Annotated in this window: 20 protein-coding genes; 10 read left to right on the top strand and 10 right to left on the bottom strand. The window is 59.9% G+C overall.

Going from position 1 to position 20,289, the window contains the following annotated elements:
- Positions 1 to 127 precede the first annotated feature (127 nt).
- From GA0061100_RS10545 to GA0061100_RS10535, 3 genes are read left to right on the top strand one after another with little or no spacing between them, the layout of a single operon-like run.
- Positions 128 to 634, top strand: a complete 507-nt coding sequence (locus GA0061100_RS10545; RefSeq protein ID WP_075852677.1) for a winged helix-turn-helix transcriptional regulator — start codon at positions 128 to 130, stop codon at positions 632 to 634.
- Positions 635 to 651: 17 nt separating this feature from the next.
- A complete protein-coding gene (fabF, locus tag GA0061100_RS10540; RefSeq protein WP_075852588.1) occupies positions 652 to 1,917 on the top strand; it encodes a beta-ketoacyl-ACP synthase II in 1,266 nt (421 codons plus the stop codon).
- Positions 1,918 to 1,974: 57 nt separating this feature from the next.
- Positions 1,975 to 2,397: a DUF4864 domain-containing protein gene (locus GA0061100_RS10535; protein WP_075852587.1), complete on the top strand. Its 423-nt coding sequence runs from the start codon at positions 1,975 to 1,977 to the stop codon at positions 2,395 to 2,397.
- A gap of 75 nt (positions 2,398 to 2,472) precedes the next feature.
- On the opposite strand, the gene GA0061100_RS10530 is transcribed toward GA0061100_RS10535, so the two are convergent.
- The 7 genes from GA0061100_RS10530 to coaD form a co-directional block, all read right to left on the bottom strand.
- Complete coding sequence (locus GA0061100_RS10530; RefSeq protein WP_075852586.1) at positions 2,473 to 3,363, bottom strand: cell wall hydrolase; 891 nt, start codon at positions 3,361 to 3,363, stop codon at positions 2,473 to 2,475.
- 253 nt (positions 3,364 to 3,616) lie between these two features.
- Complete coding sequence (locus GA0061100_RS10525) at positions 3,617 to 4,042, bottom strand: VOC family protein (protein ID WP_075852585.1); 426 nt, start codon at positions 4,040 to 4,042, stop codon at positions 3,617 to 3,619.
- 245 nt (positions 4,043 to 4,287) lie between these two features.
- Positions 4,288 to 5,418, bottom strand: coding sequence for a tRNA guanosine(34) transglycosylase Tgt (gene tgt, locus GA0061100_RS10520; protein ID WP_075852584.1), 1,131 nt, complete (start codon positions 5,416 to 5,418; stop codon positions 4,288 to 4,290).
- 6 nt (positions 5,419 to 5,424) lie between these two features.
- Positions 5,425 to 6,510, bottom strand: coding sequence for a tRNA preQ1(34) S-adenosylmethionine ribosyltransferase-isomerase QueA (queA, locus tag GA0061100_RS10515; RefSeq protein ID WP_075852583.1), 1,086 nt, complete (start codon positions 6,508 to 6,510; stop codon positions 5,425 to 5,427).
- A gap of 76 nt (positions 6,511 to 6,586) precedes the next feature.
- Positions 6,587 to 7,096 carry a peptidylprolyl isomerase gene (locus GA0061100_RS10510; protein ID WP_075852582.1) on the bottom strand — a complete coding sequence of 170 codons (510 nt, stop codon included), beginning with the start codon at positions 7,094 to 7,096 and terminating at the stop codon, positions 6,587 to 6,589.
- 114 nt (positions 7,097 to 7,210) lie between these two features.
- Positions 7,211 to 7,783 (bottom strand): peptidylprolyl isomerase, encoded by a 573-nt coding sequence (locus tag GA0061100_RS10505; RefSeq protein ID WP_075852581.1) that lies wholly within the window; start codon positions 7,781 to 7,783, stop codon positions 7,211 to 7,213.
- A gap of 29 nt (positions 7,784 to 7,812) precedes the next feature.
- The gene (gene coaD, locus GA0061100_RS10500) at positions 7,813 to 8,325 is read right to left on the bottom strand and encodes a pantetheine-phosphate adenylyltransferase (protein WP_015339888.1); all 513 of its coding nucleotides are present in this window, start codon (positions 8,323 to 8,325) and stop codon (positions 7,813 to 7,815) included.
- 201 nt (positions 8,326 to 8,526) lie between these two features.
- Between coaD and GA0061100_RS10495 the strand changes: the two genes are divergently transcribed.
- The 4 genes from GA0061100_RS10495 to GA0061100_RS10490 all read left to right on the top strand — a co-directional run bounded on the left by GA0061100_RS10495 (position 8,527) and on the right by GA0061100_RS10490 (position 10,280).
- Positions 8,527 to 8,751 carry a hypothetical protein gene (locus GA0061100_RS10495; RefSeq protein ID WP_075852580.1) on the top strand — a complete coding sequence of 75 codons (225 nt, stop codon included), beginning with the start codon at positions 8,527 to 8,529 and terminating at the stop codon, positions 8,749 to 8,751.
- A 91-nt stretch (positions 8,752 to 8,842) separates the two neighbouring features.
- Positions 8,843 to 9,001: a hypothetical protein gene (locus GA0061100_RS34835; RefSeq protein ID WP_015339886.1), complete on the top strand. Its 159-nt coding sequence runs from the start codon at positions 8,843 to 8,845 to the stop codon at positions 8,999 to 9,001.
- 39 nt (positions 9,002 to 9,040) lie between these two features.
- On the top strand, positions 9,041 to 9,175 hold the full coding sequence (locus GA0061100_RS35375; RefSeq protein WP_280173817.1) for a hypothetical protein: 135 nt from the start codon (positions 9,041 to 9,043) through the stop codon (positions 9,173 to 9,175).
- A gap of 214 nt (positions 9,176 to 9,389) precedes the next feature.
- On the top strand, positions 9,390 to 10,280 hold the full coding sequence (locus GA0061100_RS10490) for an NAD-dependent epimerase/dehydratase family protein (RefSeq protein ID WP_075852676.1): 891 nt from the start codon (positions 9,390 to 9,392) through the stop codon (positions 10,278 to 10,280).
- A gap of 148 nt (positions 10,281 to 10,428) precedes the next feature.
- Here the strand turns inward: GA0061100_RS10490 and gyrA are convergent, their stop codons facing one another.
- Positions 10,429 to 13,224, bottom strand: coding sequence for a DNA gyrase subunit A (gene gyrA, locus GA0061100_RS10485; RefSeq protein WP_075852579.1), 2,796 nt, complete (start codon positions 13,222 to 13,224; stop codon positions 10,429 to 10,431).
- A 225-nt stretch (positions 13,225 to 13,449) separates the two neighbouring features.
- On the opposite strand from gyrA, the gene GA0061100_RS10480 reads away from it, so the two are divergent.
- Positions 13,450 to 14,082, top strand: coding sequence for a MarC family protein (locus GA0061100_RS10480; protein WP_075852675.1), 633 nt, complete (start codon positions 13,450 to 13,452; stop codon positions 14,080 to 14,082).
- Between the two features lie 51 nt (positions 14,083 to 14,133).
- Here the strand turns inward: GA0061100_RS10480 and GA0061100_RS10475 are convergent, their stop codons facing one another.
- Positions 14,134 to 14,706 carry a single-stranded DNA-binding protein gene (locus tag GA0061100_RS10475; protein ID WP_075852674.1) on the bottom strand — a complete coding sequence of 191 codons (573 nt, stop codon included), beginning with the start codon at positions 14,704 to 14,706 and terminating at the stop codon, positions 14,134 to 14,136.
- 271 nt (positions 14,707 to 14,977) lie between these two features.
- Here GA0061100_RS10475 and uvrA point away from each other — a divergent pair, with 271 nt between their 5' ends.
- Positions 14,978 to 17,899 (top strand): excinuclease ABC subunit UvrA, encoded by a 2,922-nt coding sequence (gene uvrA / locus GA0061100_RS10470; protein WP_075852578.1) that lies wholly within the window; start codon positions 14,978 to 14,980, stop codon positions 17,897 to 17,899.
- A gap of 33 nt (positions 17,900 to 17,932) precedes the next feature.
- Entirely contained in the window at positions 17,933 to 18,739 is an 807-nt protein-coding gene (locus GA0061100_RS10465; RefSeq protein ID WP_075852577.1) for a DUF72 domain-containing protein, read from the top strand.
- 2 nt (positions 18,740 to 18,741) lie between these two features.
- On the opposite strand, the gene GA0061100_RS10460 is transcribed toward GA0061100_RS10465, so the two are convergent.
- On the bottom strand, positions 18,742 to 20,217 hold the full coding sequence (locus GA0061100_RS10460; RefSeq protein ID WP_075852576.1) for a bifunctional ADP-dependent NAD(P)H-hydrate dehydratase/NAD(P)H-hydrate epimerase: 1,476 nt from the start codon (positions 20,215 to 20,217) through the stop codon (positions 18,742 to 18,744).
- Positions 20,218 to 20,289 lie beyond the last annotated feature (72 nt).

Here is a 20,289-nt window from a genome sequence, read left to right as displayed (position 1 = left end):
CGGATTAGATGTCAGTCGTGGAAAATCATGGCTGATATGACCGCGTTGAAGCCCTTCTCGCAAATGAACTTCTGCCACCCAGCAATAACTTGCATGATGATAGTTACTCATGCTATCTGCCCTGCCCATGCAGAGAACAAGCTTCAGCAGTTTCAAATGCCCCGCCGCCCGTGCGCTCGAAAGCGTCGGCGACTGGTGGAGTATCCTGATCCTGCGCGATGCGCTTCAGGGGTTGAGACGGTTCGACGAATTCCAGAAGAATCTCGGCGTTGCACCGAATATCCTGACGCGGCGTCTCAAGCATCTGACCGATGAAGGCCTGTTTGAGCGCCGCCTCTACAATGAGCGGCCACCGCGCTACGAATATGTGCTGACCGACAAGGGCAAGGATTTCTTTCCCGTGCTGATGGCGCTCTTCACATGGGGTAATCGGCATCTACCTGCTGAAGAGGTCGCGATGCGTCTTGTCGACGCCAATACCGGCGAAGACCGCGACCCTCTTCTCATCGACCGCGTCACCGGCCACGCCTTTCAGCCCGAAGACACGATGCTCGTGCCAGGGCCGGCGGCCGACGACACCGTTCATGAACGCATCGCCCAGATGAAAGCATGGTTTCTGGGCTTCGACGCCTGACCAAATAGGAGCAAGATATGGATCGTATCGTCGTCACCGGCATGGGACTGGTTTCTCCCCTGGGCGTGGGTGTCAACGCAAGTTGGAAGCGGCTTGTCGAGGGACGCTCGGGCCTGAGACTGTTGCCTGAGGAAATGGTAGGGGATCTCGCCGCCAAGATTGGTGGCGTCGTGCCCGATATCGCTGAAGACCCGGAGGCCGGATTCGATGTCGATCGCTACGTGCCTGTCAAAGACCAGAAGAAGATGGATCGCTTCATCCTTTTTGCCATGGCCGCCGCCGAGGAAGCGATCCTGCAGGCCGGCTGGCAACCAACCGATGTCGGCGCCCTTGAGCGGACGGCGACGGTGATCGCATCTGGCGTCGGCGGCTTTCCCGCGATCGCCGATGCCGTGCGTACGGCTGAGACAAAGGGCGTGCGCCGTCTGTCACCCTTCACCATCCCATCCTTCCTCGTCAATCTTGCAGCCGGCCAGGTGAGTATCCGTTATGGATACAAGGGACCGCTCGGCGCGCCGGTCACAGCCTGCGCCGCCAGCGTCCAGGCGATCGGCGATGCGGCGCGGCTGATCCGCTCAGGCGAGGCCGAGGTCGCCATCTGCGGCGGCGCGGAAGCCTGCATCGACAAGGTCAGCCTCGGTGGCTTTGCCGCAGCACGCGCGCTCTCAACCGGTTTCAGCAACCGGCCGGAAGAGGCCTCCCGCCCCTTCGACAGCGGCCGTGATGGTTTCGTCATGGGCGAAGGCGCCGGCATGCTTGTTATCGAGACCTTGGAGCATGCGCGCGCGCGCGGTGCCACGCCACTTGCCGAACTCGTCGGCTATGGCACGGCCGCCGATGCCTATCACATGACGGCAGGGCCGGACGACGGCGACGGCGCACGCCGGGCGATGCTTGCCGCCCTTTCCCAGGCGCGGATTTCACCGGCCGAGGTCAAGCATCTCAACGCGCATGCCACATCGACCCAGGTCGGCGACCGTGGCGAGATGGAGGCGATCAAGACCGTCTTCGGACGTGAAGGCGCGATCGCTGTCAGCGGTACCAAGGCCGCAACCGGCCATCTTCTGGGTGCAGCGGGCGGCATGGAAGCGATCTTCACCATCATGGCTCTGCGCGACCAGATCGCTCCCCCGACCCGCAATCTGCACGATCCGGATGCCGCTGCCGAAGGTATCGATATCGTCGGTGCCACCGCGCGCCCGATGGCGATGGAATATGCGATTTCCAACGGTTTCGGTTTTGGCGGCGTCAACGCCAGCGCGCTTTTCCGTCTCTGGCAGTAATCGCTTCTGCTTGATATCAAAGCGCGCTATGCTCGGCTCCTATGGCTGGAGATGGACATGCGCGCTTTCATTTTAGCCGCTTTTCTCTGCTGCACCGCCTTTGCACGGGCCGCTCATGCAGAAGATCCGGTGCGGACGGCACAGAGCCTCATCGAACAACAGATTGAGGCCTTTCTGCACGATGACGCGGCGACTGCCTATTCCTTCGCCGCACCCGGCATCAAGGCGCTTTTCCCGGACAAGGACAGCTTCTTCGCCATGGTGAAGAAGAGCTACCAGCCGGTCTTTCACCCTGACAACTATGCCTTCGGCAAAAGCCGGGCAATCGACAACGGCGCCGTCGTCTACCAGGAGGTGCTGATAACGGGCACGGATGACAAGGACTGGACGGCGATCTATCAGATAACCCGCCAGCCCGATGGCAGCTACAAGATCAATGGCGTGCAGATGCTCTCCAAGGCGACGAGCGAGGGCATTTAGGAATAACTCAGCCGAAATGCGAACAGCGCGTCTCTTGGCGAGACGCGCTGTCCTAAGCTTTAGGCTAAACGCTTATCAACCGCGAATTCTAAGCGAATTTCCTGCGGATGCGTTGCCGTCGAACTCCGGCCGCGGCTGCGGAATGACAACCGTCGAAGCCGGCATCGGCGTATTCGTGTACATGGTATCGCCGTTCGAGAGCGGTCCCGAAATCGCCATGTCCGTGGGTGCCGGCGTCGGTATCGGCACTGCCGCCGGGATGAGAGCCATATTCTGCGGCATCGTCACCACCGGGTTGGAGACAGGCGTAAAGGCAACGACGGCCGAAGTCGTCGGCGCCGGCTGCGTTTCCGGCAGGACGAAAGGAGATTGCGGCGCGCCCTGCGTGCGCACATAATTCATCGCAACCTCGTATGCCGGAAGCGGCGCTGGCGTCTGAAGCTGGCCATCCCGGCCGCGCTTCTCATAAAATGCATTGCCGCCGGCGTAGGCCACGTAGTGCATATTGTCGTACGGGAACCTCAAGCCCTCCGTATGGAAGAACATCGCGTCCTTCACCTGAGGATGCCGCTCGCCACGCAGGATGGCCGCTGCAGCCGTATCGAGATCCTGCTTTGCCTGATCTTTGACTTCCCTGGTCATCACGCCCGGCGCGAACTGCCTTTCCTGGGAGACCACGCCACAGATCGTGGGCGGATAGGCACCGGACGTCAATCTGTTCATCACGACGCTGCCAACGGCCATATAACCGCTGGGATCAGAACGTTCAGATTCAAAATACATCGCGCGCTCGAGACAATCCTTGTCCTTCGCGGTGTAATTATAGGTAACTTTCGCACCACGGATAGGCTTGGTGGTGTTGCTGGGGGTAGCTGTTGTCTTCTGCGTCGTCGTGCAGCTGGTAGCGGCCAGACCGACAACCAATAGCCCTGAAAGACATGCCCCGAATTTGCGTTGCGCCCTCAACGGCAAGTGCCTCCTATTTTCGGTAGTACAGCCCTTATCGATTAAGAGAATGCGTTTTAGCCGGATTTTTTCAAAATTCCAAGCGGCCACGCAATCAAATCAGCCAATGATGTTTTTCAAAGGCGGATGGACCGTTTATTCCGATTCGCTATTTTTCCCAATGCTTTATTGTCGCCAGACCCATTTTGAAACGCAGTTGGAAACGGAGATTGCCTAGGGCAAGCCCGATCCAGCCGGCTCAAAATGACGTTGGTTAAAGATAACAATCAATCGATAATAAATGATTTACCAACAGAGCAAGGTCCATGCGCCAGCCGACTTCGATGAGGATTCGCCCCGGCGCAAAACAATAAAACGACCAATTGCCGCGTATGATCGAAGGCGATTTCCAGATCTCGCAGCCGCTCGATTTCACCCGCTCGAACAACAGGTCGACCGCCTCTCGAGAGGGTTGGATGAAGCCGATATGATAAGTATTGCGCCCGATGGAGACGCTATCTGCGCCGCCGAGTTTCTCGACTGGCCGGCTGATGACAAGTTCAAGCCCGGCATCGTCGCGAAGGATGGCAAGGCCATTTGCGCCTCGCGTTTCCACCTCCGTCAGGCCGAAAACGGAAACAAAAAAATCCCGGGTCGCGGCGACATCGGGAACATGCAGATCCAGGTGGTTTAGTCTCATGACAGCTCCAAAAGGCTTTCCCGCGGAGACATGTCGGTCGATCCGGCCCACGCCAACGCGAGACACTCGACCACAATGGCCAAGTTCCGCGTCGTGGGCTCTCATACCAATGGCAAGGAGCAGAACTTCCAAACTGGAAGGGGTTGGGCCTACCGAAACCAACCCTGCCTTTTTCGACACGCTTCTGTTAGCGCGAAATGGTAATGGGAGCAAGATCGTATAGTGACACTCACATCCTTCTCGGATCACACAGGCTCGAGATCACCCCTCGCCCAATTCTCCATGGTTTCGGCCATGAAATCGGCGAAACGGCCTTCGGCAATCGCTTGGCGAATCCCCTGCATCAGTTCTTGATAGTAGGCAAGATTGTGCCAGGAAAGCAGCATGCCGCCGAGCGCCTCGTTGGCACGGACGAGATGATGCAGATAGGCGCGGGAATAGTCACGAGAGGCTGGGCAATTGGATTGCTCGTCCAGCGGGCGCATGTCTTCAGCGTGACGGGCGTTGCGAATGTTGACCTTGCCTCGGCGCGTGAAGGCCAGTCCGTGACGGCCCGAGCGGGTCGGCATCACGCAGTCGAACATGTCGATGCCACGGGCAACGGATTTCAGGATGTCGTCCGGCGTGCCGACACCCATCAGATAGCGCGGCTTCTCCGTCGGCAGTTCCGGCAAGGTGATCTCGAGCATGCGCAGCATGACTTCCTGCGGTTCGCCGACGGCAAGACCGCCGACCGCATAGCCCTTCAGGTCCATGCTGCTCAGTGCCTGTGCCGAGCGGACGCGAAGCTCCGGAACGTCACCACCCTGCACGATGCCGAACATGGCTTTGCCGGGCTGATTGCCGAAGGCCACCTTACAGCGATCCGCCCAGCGCAGCGACATTTCCATGGCGCGCTCGATTTCCTTAGGCGTCGCCGGCAGGGCGACGCATTCATCAAGCTGCATCTGGATATCGGAATCGAGCAGTCCCTGGATCTCGATCGATCGCTCCGGCGACATGTGATGCAGGCTGCCGTCGACATGCGATTTGAAGGTGACACCCTGCTCGTCGAGCTTGCGCAGACCGGACAGCGACATCACCTGGAAGCCGCCGGAATCGGTGAGGATCGGATGCGGCCAGCGGATGAGCTGATGCAAGCCGCCGAGACGAGCGACACGCTCGGCCGTCGGGCGGAGCATCAGGTGATAGGTATTGCCGAGAATGATATCGGCGCCGGTCTCACGCACCTGATCGAGATACATGGCCTTGACGGTGCCGACCGTGCCGACGGGCATGAATGCCGGCGTGCGGATGGTCCCGCGCGGCATGGAAACTTCGCCGAGGCGCGCACCGCCATCCGTCTTCTTCAATTGAAACTGAAAGCTCTCGCTCATGTCGTCCTAGTCTTTCCGGTGGAGCAGGCTGCCATCGCCATAGGAATAGAAGCGATAGCCCGTCTCGATAGCATGGGTATAGGCCGCACGCATCGTATCGAGGCCGGCAAAGGCCGATACGAGCATGAACAGGGTCGAGCGCGGCAGGTGAAAATTGGTCATCAGCATGTCGACGGCCTTGAAGCGATAGCCGGGCGTGATGAAAATGCCCGTTGCGCCCTGCCAGGGCTTTATGGTGCCGTCGTCAGCGGCGGCACTTTCGATCAGTCGCAGCGACGTGGTGCCGACGCAAACGATGCGCCCGCCCCTTGCCTTCACGGCATTCAGCTTTTCGGCCGTCGCAGCATCGACATGGCCGATCTCGAAATGCATCTTGTGGTCGTCGGTGTCGTCGGCCTTGACCGGCAGAAAGGTGCCGGCGCCGACATGCAGCGTCACGAAGTGCCGCTCGACGCCGAGGGCATCGAGTGCGGCAAATAGGGATGGCGTAAAATGCAGGCCGGCGGTGGGTGCTGCGACGGCGCCCTCTTCACGCGCATAGATTGTCTGGTAGTCGGCGCGATCGCGATCGTCTTCCGGGCGCTTGGCCGCGATATAGGGCGGCAGTGGAATATGCCCGACGCTGGCAATCGCCTCGTCCAGAGCAGGACCGGACAGATCGAACCGCAGAGTGATCTCGCCGCCTTCACCCTTTTCCTCGACCGTGGCGTCGAGCGAGCCGAGCGCGCAGACATTTTCGCCATGACCAAACTGGATGCGATCGCCGATCTTGATGCGTTTTCCGGGCTTGGCAAAGGCCTTCCAGCGATCCGGCGCGGCGCGCATATGCAGCGTTGCGGAAACATGCTGGCCGGGGGCGCCCTCGCGATGACGAATGCCTTCAAGCTGCGCCGGTATCACCTTGGTATCGTTGAAGACTATGGCGTCGCCAGGGCGCAGGAAAGATGGGAGATCCCGCACCTGATGGTCACTCAGCGTATTGGCGCCATTGTTCGGATCGACGACGAGCAGGCGCGCACTGTCGCGCGGCTCGGCGGGCCTGAGCGCGATACGCTCATCCGGCAGATCGAAATCGAAAAGGTCAACACGCATCTAGTTCATCCAGGCAAAGCGAAACCCGCCCCTCACGCCAAAAGGCGCAAGAGGCGGGTTTCAGGAATAATCACGATCAGACGTCGGCGGCAATCCGCGCGGAGACGATCGAATCCGGATCCTTCACCGGCTCGCCGCGCTTGATCTGGTCGACGAATTCCATGCCGGAGATGACCTGGCCCCAGACCGAGTACTGCTTGTTCAGCCAGGGAGCGTCGGCAAAGCAGATGAAGAACTGCGAGTTGGCCGAGTTCGGGTTCTGCGAACGAGCCATCGAGCAGGTACCGCGAATATGCGAAGTCGCGGAAAATTCGGCCTTCAGGTCCGGCTTGGAGGAACCGCCCATGCCGGCACGGCCTGGGTTGAAGGTTTCGCTGCCCTGCTTGCCGAACTGCACGTCGCCGGTCTGAGCCATGAAGCCGTCGATGACGCGATGGAAGACGACACCGTCATAGGCCTTTTCGCGTGCAAGTTCCTTGATGCGGGCAACATGCTCGGGAGCAACCTGCGGCAGAAGCTGAATGACAACCTGGCCCTTGGTGGTTTCCAGGATGAGGGTGTTTTCTGGATCCTTGATCTCAGCCATGTTCGTTTCCTTGTTCTCTCTGTTTGTGCATGGTCCTGCCCGGATCATGCAACTTGCCTTGGCTTGATCTCATCCAAAAGCCGCGCTGCGCCTTCTGGGATCATGCCCATGAAATCACTTCTTGGTGACGGTGACCTTGATCATCTTGTCAGGGTTGCTCACTTCGCCGTTCTGGCCTTCGCCACGCTTGATCTTGTCGACAAGCTCCATGCCCGAGATGACCTTGCCGACGACCGTGTACTGGCCGTTCAGGAAATCGCCATTGGCGAACATGATGAAGAACTGCGAATTGGCGGAGTTCGGGTCCTGGGCGCGCGCCATGCCGACGGTGCCGCGCGTGAAGGGCGTTTTGGAGAATTCAGCCGGAAGGTTCGGCAGGTCGGAACCGCCGGTGCCGGCCTTGTTCGGATCATAACCCTTCGACGCATTGCCGTACTGGACATCGCCGGTCTGGGCCATGAAGCCATCGATGACGCGATGGAAAACGACGTTGTCGTATGCACCCTTCTTCGCCAGCGCTTCGATCTGGGCGACGTGCTTCGGAGCAACCTCCGGCATCAGCTGGATGACCACCGGGCCGTCCTTGAGCTGGATGGTCAGAAGATCTGCGGCTGCGGCCGAGAAGGCGCTGCCTGCCAAGGCGGCAAGGCTCAGGAATCCTGCAAATGCAATATGAAAGAGTTTCATGGATGCTCCGTTCGGGATTGGATTTCGGCTCAGCTGTTGCCGCTGGCCTTATTTTTGAGTTTGCCGTTCAGCGCTTCCAGAACCGCCGACGGCACAAAGGCGCTGACATCGCCGCCCATGGATGCGATCTGCCGCACCAATGTGGCGGTTATGGGCCGCGAGGCCGTGCCGGCGGGCAGAAACAGCGTCTGAATATCAGGCGCCATCTGCCTGTTCATGCCGGCCATCTGCATTTCATAGTCGAGATCGGTGCCATCGCGCAGGCCGCGGACGAGCAAGGTCGCACCATGGGCGCGAGCCGCATCGACCACCAGATTATCGAAGGCGACGACCGAAATATCACCAGCCTTCTGGGGCAGAGCCTCGCCAAGCGATCGGCGGATCAGCTCCGCCCGCTCTTCGAAGGAGAAAAGCGGCTTCTTGCCGGGGTGAATGCCGATCGCGACGATCACCTTGGCGGCGACATTCAACGCCTGCACGAGGACATCGAGATGTCCGTTGGTCATCGGGTCGAAGGATCCGGGATAAAAGGCTGTCGTCATAGCAAGCCGGCTCGTTGTTTCGACGCCTTTTGTCATGGATGCGGCCGCATCGCAAGTCATTTGCAACCCTGAGACCGCCTCTGAATGCGAGATGAACGCGGCGTTCAATCCTGTTTCAGCTCGAGAATGCTTTACTGACATCAACATCGAAACGGGCCTGGCTCAACGGCTCGCCGATCTCGGTTTCAGGGACATCTTGTCATGCTCGTCTTCATCATCGCAGGCGCCATCATCGGTTCATTTCTCGTCGAATATCTCGTTCATCTTTTCGCCGACAATTATGAGATCGAATGGGATTCCGCCTCGGAAAGCGGTAGGGATGTCGATTTTGCCCAAGAAATCGTCACTGCCATGCGCAAAACGCATCGCGAATCTGAACGCCAGATGAACAAGGCATTCAAGGTCGCTTCAGATGCGCATTGCTAGATAGCTCTCAATATCGGCGGAACCATTTGGGAAACGCCGCGTTAACAGTCCGAAACTCAGATTGCACATTGCGGCAAGAAGGAAGAAGAGTATGCCCGACAAGATCACCCTTATTAACGTTGTTTGGATGGCCATGATTTCGGGAATGCTTGCAGCAACGGTTGCGCTTTACGACCAGAAACCTGACCAGTCGAAGATCTACGGTCCCTTTGCTTCGGCTCGTCCCTTCGTTGCCTCAAGCCAGTACTAAGGGATCTGAACGCTAGTCCCACCAAAGGAGGGAGCGATCATGTTCACAATTTTGACGCTGCTTACAGTTTTCATCAGCATCATGTTTGTCGTGTCAGTCGCATCCACCATTTCGGCGCTCCATCGCGAAAGCGAAGAGAGCAAGAGGCTGCATAAGCGTCACAAGACGCTCTGATCTCCGCGTACCGAGCTCTCTCCCCGCCAGATGCTCGGATGGACCCTGAACCGGACGCTATTCCCGCCAGCGTCCGGTTTTTTATTGCCGTTACAATATGAATCCCCTCCCTCCATGCCCTTGTCGTCTCGAAGCAAAAGCATGATTTTGCGAGAGGAAGCGCGCCAGCCACTTCAATCATGCTATGGTGATCGTGGTTCATCGAGGGATCGAGATGCGCATTGTCCTGACAGGAAGCTCCGGGCGACTTGGCCGGGCGATTTTTAATGCGCTGGCGCCAAGCCATACGGTGATAGGCATCGATCGTTCGCCGTTTTCGACGACGCATCTCGTCGGGGATTTCACCGATGCGGCGTTGCTGCGCCAGGGGCTGGAGGGTGCGGATGCAGTCGTCCATTGCGCGGCCCTGCACGCCCCTCATGTCGGCACGTTTTCCGATGATGAATTTCGCCGTATCAATGTCGACGGAACACGTCGACTGGCTGAAGCGGCGTTGGATGCCGGCGTGAAGCGAATGGTCTTTACCAGTACCACGGCCCTTTACGGCCGCGCCGTCGTCGCCGGCGATTGCACATGGATCGATGAAGACACTGTGCCGCAACCGAAAAGCATCTATCACCGCACGAAACTGGAAGCGGAACAGATCCTCAAAGGCATGAGCGGCCTGGATCTGCAGGTCCGCGTTTTGCGCATGTCTAGAAGCTTTCCGGAGCCGACCAATGTGATGGCTGTCTATCGTCTGCATCGCGGCGTCGATATCCGTGATGTTGCGGATGCCCATGTCGCGGCGCTCACGAACGGCGGCAAAGATTTTCAACGACATATCGTCTCCGCCAGCACACTGTTCAAACCGGAAGACTGCGAGGCTCTCGCGGTCGACGCCGCCTCAATCATCCGGTTGCGCGCGCCCGGCCTTGCCGCGAAATTCGCCCAGCAAAACTGGCCTTTGCCTGACAACATCGATCGCATCTACGCATCGAAATCTGCAGGCACGGTCCTCGGCTGGCATTTCCGCTTCGGCTATGACGAGGTTTTCGCGCAGCTCGATCGGGAGAGCCTGGAGGTTTTGCCGCCCTTTTCGCAAAACACCAGACGCCCGGAATAGAAGACCTTACGGATCCTTGGGCAGCTTCGGCACACCCCGTCCCAAAAGCAAACGCATGAGCCTGTCGCCAAGCTCATGCGTTTGAAAATGTTATATTTTATTCGGCTCGGCGCGCGGCCTTGGCCTGCCGATAGGGAGCAGCGAAATCCTACTCTTCGCTGCCACCCTCGACATCGCCGCCGGCGTCTCCTGCCTCATCGGCAACGGTCTCATCATCGACCGCCGCATCCTCATCGCTTTCCGGCTCGCTGATACGTTCGACGGATACGACCTTCTCGTCCTTTGCGGTGGAGAAGATGGTGACGCCCTTGGTAGCGCGGCTGGCGACGCGGATGCCGCCAACGGGCACTCGGATCAGCTGACCGCCATCCGACACGAGCATGATCTGATCGCCGTCTTCGACCGGGAAAGCGGCGACCAGTTCGCCGATCTCGCCCGTCTTCGAGGTATCGGTGGCACGGATACCCTTGCCGCCGCGGCCGGAGATACGGAAATCGTAAGAGGAGGAGCGCTTGCCGAAGCCCTTTTCCGAAACCGTCAGAATGAACTGCTCGAGCGCCTTGAGTTCTTCGTAACGCTCGTCGCCAAGTTGTCCCTCTTCGGTGACTTCCTCGCCGACCAGCGCGATTTCCTCATCCTCGCCCGTCGCGGAACGTCGTTCGCTGACGGAACGCTTCAGATAGGCTGCGCGCTCCCACGGCTCGGCGTCCACATGCCGGACGATCGTCATCGAAATAATGCGGTCGCCGGATGCAAGACTGATACCGCGCACGCCGATCGAGTTGCGGCCGGCAAAGACGCGCACATCCGATACCGAGAAGCGGATGCACTGGCCGAGCGCTGTCGTCATCAGCACGTCGTCATGTTCCGTACAGGTCTCGACGGAGAGGATCTCATCACCCTCCTCCTCGAGCTTCATGGCGATCTTGCCATTACGGTTGACCTGTACGAAATCCGACAGCTTGTTGCGGCGCACGGTTCCGCGCGTCGTCGTGAACATCACGTCCAGATTGTCCCAGCTGTCCTCATCCTCGGGCAGAGGCATGATCGTCGTGATGCGCTCGCCGGGCTCCAGCGGCAGCATGTTGATCAGTGCCTTGCCGCGCGACGTCGGCGTGCCGATCGGCAGCCGCCAGACCTTTTCCTTGTAGACGATACCACGGGACGAGAAGAACAGAACCGGCGTATGCGTATTGAGAACAAATAGCCGGGTAACGAAATCCTCGTCGCGGGTCGTCATGCCGGAGCGGCCCTTACCGCCACGGCGCTGCGCACGATAGGTCGTCAGCGGCACGCGCTTGATGTAGCCGAGATGGGAAACGGTCACGACCATGTCCTCACGGGCGATCAGATCCTCGTCGTCCATCTCGAGACCGCCATCGACGATCTCCGTGCGGCGCGGCGTTCCGAACTCGTCGCGAACGGCAGAAAGCTCTTGCTTTACAATGGCTTGTATGCGGGCGCGCGAAGACAGGATATCGAGGTAGTCCTTGATCTCGGCACCGATCTGATTGAGTTCCTCGTCGATTTCATCGCGGCCGAGAGCGGTCAGGCGCGCCAGACGCAGTTCGAGGATGGCGCGGGCCTGCTCTTCCGAGAGATTGTAGGTACCGTCTTCGTTGATGCGGTGGCGCGGATCATCGATTAGCCGGATAAGCGATTCGACGTCCGCCGCATTCCAGCGGCGCGTCATCAGCTCTTCGCGGGCCGATTGCGGATCCGGTGCCTGGCGGATGACACGGATGACCTCATCGATATTGGCGACAGCGATCGCCAGACCGACCAAGACGTGGGCACGATCACGGGCCTTGCGCAGGAGGTACTTCGTGCGGCGGCTGATGACTTCCTCACGGAAGGCCACGAAAGCGCGCAGCATGTCCATCAGGTTCATCAGCTCGGGCTTGCCGCCGTTCAACGCCACCATGTTGCAGCCGAAGGAGGTCTGCAGCGGCGTATAGCGATAAAGCTGGTTCAGGATGACATCGGCATTGGCGTCGCGCTTCAGCTCGACGACGACGCGATAGCCCTGACGGTCAGACTCGTCGCGCAGGTCCGAGATGCCCTCGATGCGCTTCTCGCGGACGAGTTCGGCCATCTTCTCGATCATTGACGCCTTGTTCACCTGATAGGGAACCTCGGTGATGATGATCTGCTCGCGATCGCCGCGCATCGGCTCGATGGTCGCGACACCGCGCATGACAACGGAGCCGCGGCCCGTCTCATAGGCGGAGCGGATGCCCGCACGGCCGAGGATCTTCGCACCCGTCGGGAAATCCGGGCCGGGGATGATCTGCATCATCTCAGGCAGTTCGATCGCCGGATTGTCGATCAGGGCAATACAGCCGTTGATCACTTCGGAGAGGTTATGTGGCGGAATATTCGTCGCCATGCCGACGGCAATGCCGCCGGAACCGTTGACGAGCAGGTTCGGGAAGCGCGCCGGCAGAACCTTCGGCTCTTCCGTGGTCGCGTCGTAGTTTTCCTGGAAATCGACGGTTTCCTTGTCGATATCCTCAAGAAGCTCGTGGGCGACCTTCGTCAGGCGCGATTCCGTATAACGCATCGCCGCCGGCGGGTCGCCGTCGATGGAGCCGAAATTGCCCTGCCCGTCGATGAGCGGCACGCGCATCGACCAATCCTGCGCCATGCGGACCAAGGCGTCGTAGATCGAGGCGTCGCCGTGCGGGTGGTAGCTACCCATGACGTCGGCGACGGGACGGGCCGACTTCACATATTTACGGTTCCAGTGATAGCCGCTCTGATGCGCCGCATAGAGGATGCGCCGATGAACAGGCTTCAGACCATCACGAACGTCAGGAAGCGCGCGGCTGACGATCACGCTCATGGCGTAATCGAGATACGACCGCTGCATTTCCTCCATGATGGAAATCGGCTCGATGCCTGGCGGGAGCTTCCCGCCGCCGGGTGGTGTTTGCTCAGTCAAAACAGATCACGATCTCTTTTAGAATCACTGCGAAATTTATAGCCGAAAGGCCCAGCGAGCGCCAATTTAGGCCGGTGTTTTTGAACAGACTTTTGCCTCTTTAAGCCATGAAATCGAACATTTCCGTGGCGTAACCCGGCAATAGCGACGCGTGGCCCTTTGCGAAAGCCCATTCGTCGCATAACAATGCTCGATAACAACGATAGAACAAGCTTCGGGGACTATATGGCGAGCGCGGATACGCTGATCAATGCCTTCACGACGCTGCTTGTGACTGTCGATCCGCCAGGGCTCGCGCCGCTTTTCATTGGGCTTACGGCGGGCATGAACCGCTCCGAACGCAAACAGGTGGCGCTGCGCGGCTCGCTGATCGCCTTCTTCATCCTGGCAGCCTTCGCCTTGTTCGGCGCGAGCGTTCTTGGCGTTCTCGGCATCTCCATCGGCGCTTTCCGAATTGCCGGCGGGTTGCTGCTGTTCTGGATCGCCTTCGAGATGGTGTTCGAGCGGCGGCAGGACCGGAAAGAGAAGACGACGGAAGTCGCGATCACCAAGGATCACATCCGCAATATCGCGGTTTTTCCCCTCGCCTTGCCGTTGATCGCGGGTCCGGGCGCGATCTCGGCCACGATCCTGCTCGCAGGTTCGCTACAGACGATGCTCGACCGAGCGCAGCTGATCGGCGTCATCGCCCTCAATCTCTGCCTGGTCTTTGCCGCATTGGCCATTTCCGACAGGCTGGACCGCATGCTCGGCGCGACCGGCCGCGCCATCCTGACCCGCCTGCTCGGGGTCATCCTTGCAGCCCTTGCCGCGCAATTTGTCGTGGACGGCGCACGGGCGGCACTCGCCCTTTCATGAAAAAGCCCGCCAAGGCGGCGGGCTTTTAAAGATCAAGCAGCTGCGCCGATCTCAGAACGGGATGTCATCATCCAGATCACGCGAGAAATTACCGCCGCCGCCACCCTGGTTGCCGCCGCCACGGTTGCCACCGCCGCCACGGGAGGAGCCCTGAGACGACGACTGGCCGTAATCGTCACCACCGTAATCACCGCCGTAGCTACCACCAAAATCACCGCCGCTGCTGCGACCGCCACGGCTGCCGCCTTCGATGGAGCCGCCGCCGCCTTCGCCACGACCATCCAGCATCGTCAGGGTCGAATTGAAGCCCTGCAGCACGATTTCGGTCGAATACTTATCCTGGCCGTTCTGATCCTGCCACTTGCGCGTCTGCAGCGCGCCTTCGATATAGACCTTGGCGCCCTTCTTCAAATATTGCTCGGCGACCTTGCAGAGGCCTTCATTGAAGATGACGACACGGTGCCATTCCGTCTTTTCCTTGCGCTCGCCGGAATTGCGGTCGCGCCAGGTTTCCGACGTGGCGATGTTGAGGTTGGCGATCGGGCGACCGTCCTGCGTGCGGCGGATTTCCGGGTCAGCCCCGAGATTTCCAACCAGAATTACCTTGTTCACACTACCGGCCATGATACCACCCTGCTTGCCGCCCATCGACGGCTTTGAAATTCAATCCAGACACCTTAACCCATAGCGGGCGTCACGTGCTATTTATGCGGCCTTTCCAGCTCCGTTCATCCACAAAGAAATCGCCGCAATAATTTTGTTCTTTCTTTGTTCTAATTTATCCCTATTATGATGTCAACGGAATCGAAAACCCGCCTCCACCCTTCATTTCAGCCTCGACTCGCGGGCTGGCATCACTAAATAAAGGCAGACTCCAAAGGACCTGCATACGACGATGAGCGAATTGAAGACTATTTCCATACGTGGTGCGCGTGAGCACAATCTCAAGGGCATCGATCTCGACCTGCCACGCAACAAGCTGATCGTCATGACCGGCCTCTCCGGCTCCGGCAAGTCGTCGCTCGCCTTTGACACGATCTATGCCGAAGGGCAGCGTCGCTATGTCGAAAGCCTTTCGGCCTATGCGCGCCAGTTCCTCGAAATGATGCAGAAGCCAGATGTCGACCAGATCGATGGTCTGTCGCCGGCGATTTCGATCGAACAGAAGACCACGTCGCGCAATCCGCGCTCGACGGTCGGCACGGTCACCGAAATCTACGACTATATGCGCCTGTTATTCGCCCGCGTCGGCGTGCCCTATTCGCCTGTCACGGGCCTGCCGATCGAGAGCCAGACGGTCAGCCAGATGGTCGACCGCGTGCTTGCCTACGAGGAAGGCACCCGGCTTTATATTCTCGCGCCGCTCGTGCGCGGACGTAAGGGCGAATACAAGAAGGAACTGGCGGAGCTCATGAAAAAGGGCTTCCAGCGCGTCAAGGTCGACGGCCAGTTTTATGAAATCGCCGACGTGCCGGCGCTCGACAAGAAGTACAAGCACGATATCGATGTCGTGGTCGATCGTATCGTCGTGCGGCCAGATATGGCGGCGCGACTGGCAGACAGCTTCGAAACCTCGTTGCGGCTTGCGGACGGTCTTGCGGTCGCGGAATTCGCCGACAAGCCGCTGCCGCCGGAAGAGACCGCCGCTGGCGGCTCGGCCAACAAGTCGTTGAACGAGACGCATGAGCGCGTGCTGTTCTCGGAGAAATTCGCCTGCCCGGTTTCCGGCTTCACCATTCCGGAAATCGAGCCGCGCCTGTTTTCGTTCAACAACCCGTTCGGCGCCTGCCCGTCCTGCGACGGCCTTGGCTCGCAGCAGAAGATCGATCCGGACCTGATTGTGCCAGAACCGGAACGCACGCTGCGCGATGGCGCGATTGCTCCCTGGGCCAAGTCGACCTCGCCCTATTACAATCAGACGCTCGAAGCGCTCGGCAAGCATTACGGCTTCAAGCTCGGCAGCCGCTGGACCGAACTGTCCGACAAGGCCAAGGACGTCATCCTGAACGGCACGGAAGACAAGATCGAATTCCACTATGCCGACGGCGCACGCTCCTACACAACGCACAAGAATTTCGAAGGCATCGTGCCGAACCTCGAGCGCCGCTGGAAGGAAACGGATTCCGCCTGGGCACGCGAGGAGATCGAACGCTTCATGTCGGCGGCCCCCTGCCCGGCCTGCAACGGCTATCGCCTGAAGCCCGAGGCTTTGGCGGTCAAGATCGACAAGCTGCACATCAGCCAGGTGGCGGAGATGTCGATCCGCGTCGCCCGCGACTGGTTCGATGCGCTGCCTGGGACCTTTACCGACAAGCAGAACGAGATTGCGGTCCGTATCCTCAAGGAAATCCGCGATCGTCTGCGCTTCCTCAATGATGTAGGGCTTGAGTACCTCAGCCTGTCGCGCAACTCCGGTACGTTGTCCGGCGGCGAAAGCCAGCGTATCCGGCTGGCGTCGCAGATCGGTTCGGGCCTGACCGGCGTTCTTTACGTACTCGATGAACCGTCCATCGGTCTGCACCAGCGCGACAATGCCCGCCTGCTGGAAACGCTGAAACATCTGCGCGATATCGGCAACACCGTGATCGTCGTCGAGCATGATGAGGATGCCATTCTGACGGCCGACGATGTGGTCGATATCGGTCCGGCGGCCGGCGTGCATGGTGGCCAGGTGGTGGCACATGGTACGCCGCAGGATATCATGGCAAACCCGAAGTCACTGACCGGTAAATATCTCTCCGGCGAGCTTGGGGTGCCTGTTCCGGACGAGCGCCGCAGGCCGAAGAAGGGCAAGGAAATCAAGGTTGTCGGCGCTAGAGGCAACAACCTCAAGAATGTCACGGCTTCGATCCCGCTCGGCGTGTTCACTGCGGTGACGGGCGTTTCCGGCGGCGGCAAGTCCACCTTCCTGATCGAGACGCTTTATAAGTCGGCGGCGCGGCGCGTCATGGGTGCCCGCGAGATCCCCGCCGATCACGACCGCATCGACGGTTTCGAACATATCGACAAGGTAATCGATATCGACCAGTCGCCGATCGGCCGCACCCCGCGTTCGAACCCGGCGACCTATACGGGCGCCTTCACGCCGATCCGCGACTGGTTTGCCGGCCTGCCGGAAGCCAAGGCGCGCGGCTATCAGCCCGGCCGCTTCTCCTTCAACGTCAAGGGCGGCCGCTGCGAGGCGTGCCAGGGTGATGGCGTCATCAAGATCGAGATGCACTTCCTGCCCGACGTCTACGTCACCTGCGACGTCTGCCATGGCAAGCGCTACAACCGCGAAACCCTTGACGTCACCTTCAAGACCAAGTCGATCGCCGACGTGCTCGACATGACGGTCGAGGAAGGCGTCGATTTCTTTGCCGCCGTTCCCGCCGTGCGCGACAAGCTGCAGAGCCTGAAGGATGTCGGCCTTGGCTATATCAAGGTGGGGCAGCAGGCCAATACGCTTTCGGGTGGCGAGGCGCAGCGCGTCAAGCTAGCCAAGGAACTGTCGAAGCGATCGACGGGCCGGACGCTCTACATTCTCGACGAACCCACAACCGGGCTGCACTTCCACGATGTCGCCAAGCTTCTGGAAATGCTGCACGAGCTGGTCAATCAGGGCAATTCGGTCGTGGTCATCGAGCACAATCTCGAAGTCATCAAGACCGCCGACTGGATCCTCGATTTCGGTCCTGAGGGTGGCGATGGCGGCGGTGAGATCGTGGCCGTCGGTACGCCCGAGACGATCGTCAAGGAGAAGCGCTCCTACACAGGGCAGTTCCTTAGGGAGTTGCTGGAGCGGCGGCCGGTGAAGAAGGTTGCGGCGGCCGAGTAAGATTCACCCGGACGAACGTCCAAGGAGGAGAGAATGACCAAAGCGGGCGAAATCCGCACAGGCATAGGCGGCTGGACTTTCGAGCCCTGGCGCGGGACCTTCTATCCCGGCACGCTGAAGCAGAAGGACGAGCTGAACTACGCCAGCCGCCAGCTGAGGGTGATCGAGGTCAACGGCACCTATTACAGCACGCAAAAGCCCGAGGTCTTCGCCAAATGGGCCGCTGACGTTCCCGATGGTTTTATCTTCTCCTTGAAGGCGACCCGCTTTGTCACCAACCGCCGTGTTCTTTCCGAGGCCGGCGAATCCATGCAGAAGTTTTTGGAATCGGGCATCAGCGAGCTCGGCGATCATCTCGGCCCCTTGCTCTGGCAGTTCGCGCCGACGAAGAAGTTCGATCCGGATGATTTCGAGGCATTTCTGAAACTCCTGCCGGCCAAGCAGGACGGTCTTGCGCTCAAACATGTCGTCGAAGTCAGGCATGATTCCTTCAAGGTGCCAGAATTCATCGCGCTGCTCGAGAAATACAATGTGGCGCCTGTTTGTGCCGAGCATTTCGAGTATCCGATGATCGCGGATGTTACGGCGGATTTCGTCTATGCCCGCCTGCAGAAGGGGTCGGACGATATTAAGACCTGCTATCCGCCGAAGGATTTGACAGCCTGGGCGGATCGATTGAAGACATGGGCCAAGGGCAATGTACCTGATGATCTGCCGCTGATCGATGCCAAGCGCAAGGTCAAGACGGAACCGCGCGATGTCTTTGCCTTCATGATCCACGAGGGCAAGGTGAACGCCCCCCCGGGCGCGATTGCGTTGCAGGCGGAAGTCGCCAAGTAATTTTACAGCGGTTTGACGGCTGCGACGAGATCTTCGGCCGTCAGCCCCTTGCCGGCATGCTGGCCCGCAAGGCCATGCAGCCAGACGCCTGCGGCCGCCGCCTCGAAGGCCGGCGCTCCTTGAGCCATCAGGCCACCGACAATGCCGGCGAGCACATCGCCGGAGCCAGCTGTGGCAAGCCAGGGCGGCGCGTTGGCGTTGATCAGTGCCCTTCCGTCCGGAGCGGCGATCACGCTGTCGGCGCCCTTGTAGATGATGGCGGCGTTGGCTCTCGCGGCAGCAGCCCTCGCCTTATCGGTCTTGCTCAGGGTTTCGTCGGCAGCGATGTCGGGAAAGAGCCGGCCGAACTCCCCCTCATGCGGCGTCAGCACCAATCGCGTCGGCCCTTCGGCGAAAGCATCGAAGAGCTGTTGCGGATCATCGCGAAATGCAGTGATGCCGTCTGCATCCAGTACGAGATGGCGGTCTGCGAGTGCGAGACAGAATTGCCGCGCCTTCTCGCCCGAGCCGAAGCCAGGCCCAAGAACGAAGGTCGACAGGCGCCGATCGGCGAGCCATGCCCGCAACGAAGCCTCGTCCTCGACAGCATGCAGCATGATTGCGGTCAGCAGGCCCGCATTGACACCGAGCGCGTCCGGCGGCGAGGCGATGGTGACGAGCCCTGCCCCGGCCTTCAGCCCGGCCATGGCGGACATGCGCGCCGCGCCCGTCGCGTTCGGCCCGCCCGAAAAGACGATAAGGTGGCCGCGCTTGTATTTGTGCGTCTCGGCACCCGCCGAGGGTATGGCCGCGTACCACTGGGCGGGCGTGTTTTCGGCGAGCAAGTCGTCAGCGTGGGCGCGCACGATCCGGCCGGGAATGCCGATGTCGAAAACCTCAAGCTCCCCGCATAGCTCCCGGCCGGGAAGCAGAAGATGACCCGGCTTGCGCGTCATGAAGGTCACAGTGCGCATGGCACGGAAGGCAGCGCCGAGAACCTGGCCGCTGCGCCCATCAAGACCGGACGGCAAGTCGACGGCAATCACGGGAATACCGGCCGCCGCAACGCGAGCGATGACGGCAGCAATATCGTCCGGAACCGGCCTGGAGAGGCCCGCACCGAAAATCGCATCGATGACGATATCGCCAGCCTGTGGAAGATAGCCGCCGATCGCCTCGCCTTCGATGGGGCAATCGGCAAAGGCGCGTGCAGCATCTCCCTTAAGCTGCTGCGGGTCGCCCAGATGAAACAGCCGCACGGTGGTTCCAGTCTGTTGCAGCGCACGGGCCGCCACATAGCCGTCGCCGCCATTGTTGCCCGGCCCGCAGAGGACGACATATCGGATGGCTCCGGGAAAATACCGGAGTGCGGCAGCAGCCACCGCCTGTCCTGCCTTTTCCATGAGCCCATAGGAATCGATGCCGGAAGCGGCAGCGGCGCTGTCTACGGCAGACATAGCATCGGGGGTAAGGAGCAGATCGGCGAGCGGCAACATCATGCAAACATTATAGATGCGAAATCTGCCTCAAAAACAACCGCTATTGCTGCGGTCAATTTGGTTTATAAATGT

This window comes from Martinezella hainanensis (genome assembly GCF_900094555.1).
Classification (GTDB): domain Bacteria; phylum Pseudomonadota; class Alphaproteobacteria; order Rhizobiales; family Rhizobiaceae; genus Rhizobium; species Rhizobium hainanense.
This window is presented reverse-complemented; position numbering and strand designations above follow the sequence as displayed.

Bases quoted from the DNA above. Each gene is read 5' to 3' on its own strand.
- GA0061100_RS10545 (WP_075852677.1), top strand. From the start codon at position 128: ATGCAGAGAACAAGCTTCAGCAGTTTCAAATGCCCCGCCGCCCGTGCG.
- fabF (WP_075852588.1), top strand. From the start codon at position 652: ATGGATCGTATCGTCGTCACCGGCATGGGACTGGTTTCTCCCCTGGGC.
- GA0061100_RS10535 (WP_075852587.1), top strand. From the start codon at position 1,975: ATGCGCGCTTTCATTTTAGCCGCTTTTCTCTGCTGCACCGCCTTTGCA.
- GA0061100_RS10525 (WP_075852585.1), bottom strand. From the start codon at position 4,042: ATGAGACTAAACCACCTGGATCTGCATGTTCCCGATGTCGCCGCGACC.
- tgt (WP_075852584.1), bottom strand. From the start codon at position 5,418: ATGAGCGAGAGCTTTCAGTTTCAATTGAAGAAGACGGATGGCGGTGCG.
- queA (WP_075852583.1), bottom strand. From the start codon at position 6,510: ATGCGTGTTGACCTTTTCGATTTCGATCTGCCGGATGAGCGTATCGCG.
- GA0061100_RS10510 (WP_075852582.1), bottom strand. From the start codon at position 7,096: ATGGCTGAGATCAAGGATCCAGAAAACACCCTCATCCTGGAAACCACC.
- GA0061100_RS10505 (WP_075852581.1), bottom strand. From the start codon at position 7,783: ATGAAACTCTTTCATATTGCATTTGCAGGATTCCTGAGCCTTGCCGCC.
- coaD (WP_015339888.1), bottom strand. From the start codon at position 8,325: ATGACGACAGCCTTTTATCCCGGATCCTTCGACCCGATGACCAACGGA.
- GA0061100_RS10495 (WP_075852580.1), top strand. From the start codon at position 8,527: ATGCTCGTCTTCATCATCGCAGGCGCCATCATCGGTTCATTTCTCGTC.
- GA0061100_RS34835 (WP_015339886.1), top strand. From the start codon at position 8,843: ATGCCCGACAAGATCACCCTTATTAACGTTGTTTGGATGGCCATGATT.
- GA0061100_RS35375 (WP_280173817.1), top strand. From the start codon at position 9,041: ATGTTCACAATTTTGACGCTGCTTACAGTTTTCATCAGCATCATGTTT.
- GA0061100_RS10490 (WP_075852676.1), top strand. From the start codon at position 9,390: ATGCGCATTGTCCTGACAGGAAGCTCCGGGCGACTTGGCCGGGCGATT.
- GA0061100_RS10480 (WP_075852675.1), top strand. From the start codon at position 13,450: ATGGCGAGCGCGGATACGCTGATCAATGCCTTCACGACGCTGCTTGTG.
- GA0061100_RS10475 (WP_075852674.1), bottom strand. From the start codon at position 14,706: ATGGCCGGTAGTGTGAACAAGGTAATTCTGGTTGGAAATCTCGGGGCT.
- uvrA (WP_075852578.1), top strand. From the start codon at position 14,978: ATGAGCGAATTGAAGACTATTTCCATACGTGGTGCGCGTGAGCACAAT.
- GA0061100_RS10465 (WP_075852577.1), top strand. From the start codon at position 17,933: ATGACCAAAGCGGGCGAAATCCGCACAGGCATAGGCGGCTGGACTTTC.
- GA0061100_RS10460 (WP_075852576.1), bottom strand. From the start codon at position 20,217: ATGATGTTGCCGCTCGCCGATCTGCTCCTTACCCCCGATGCTATGTCT.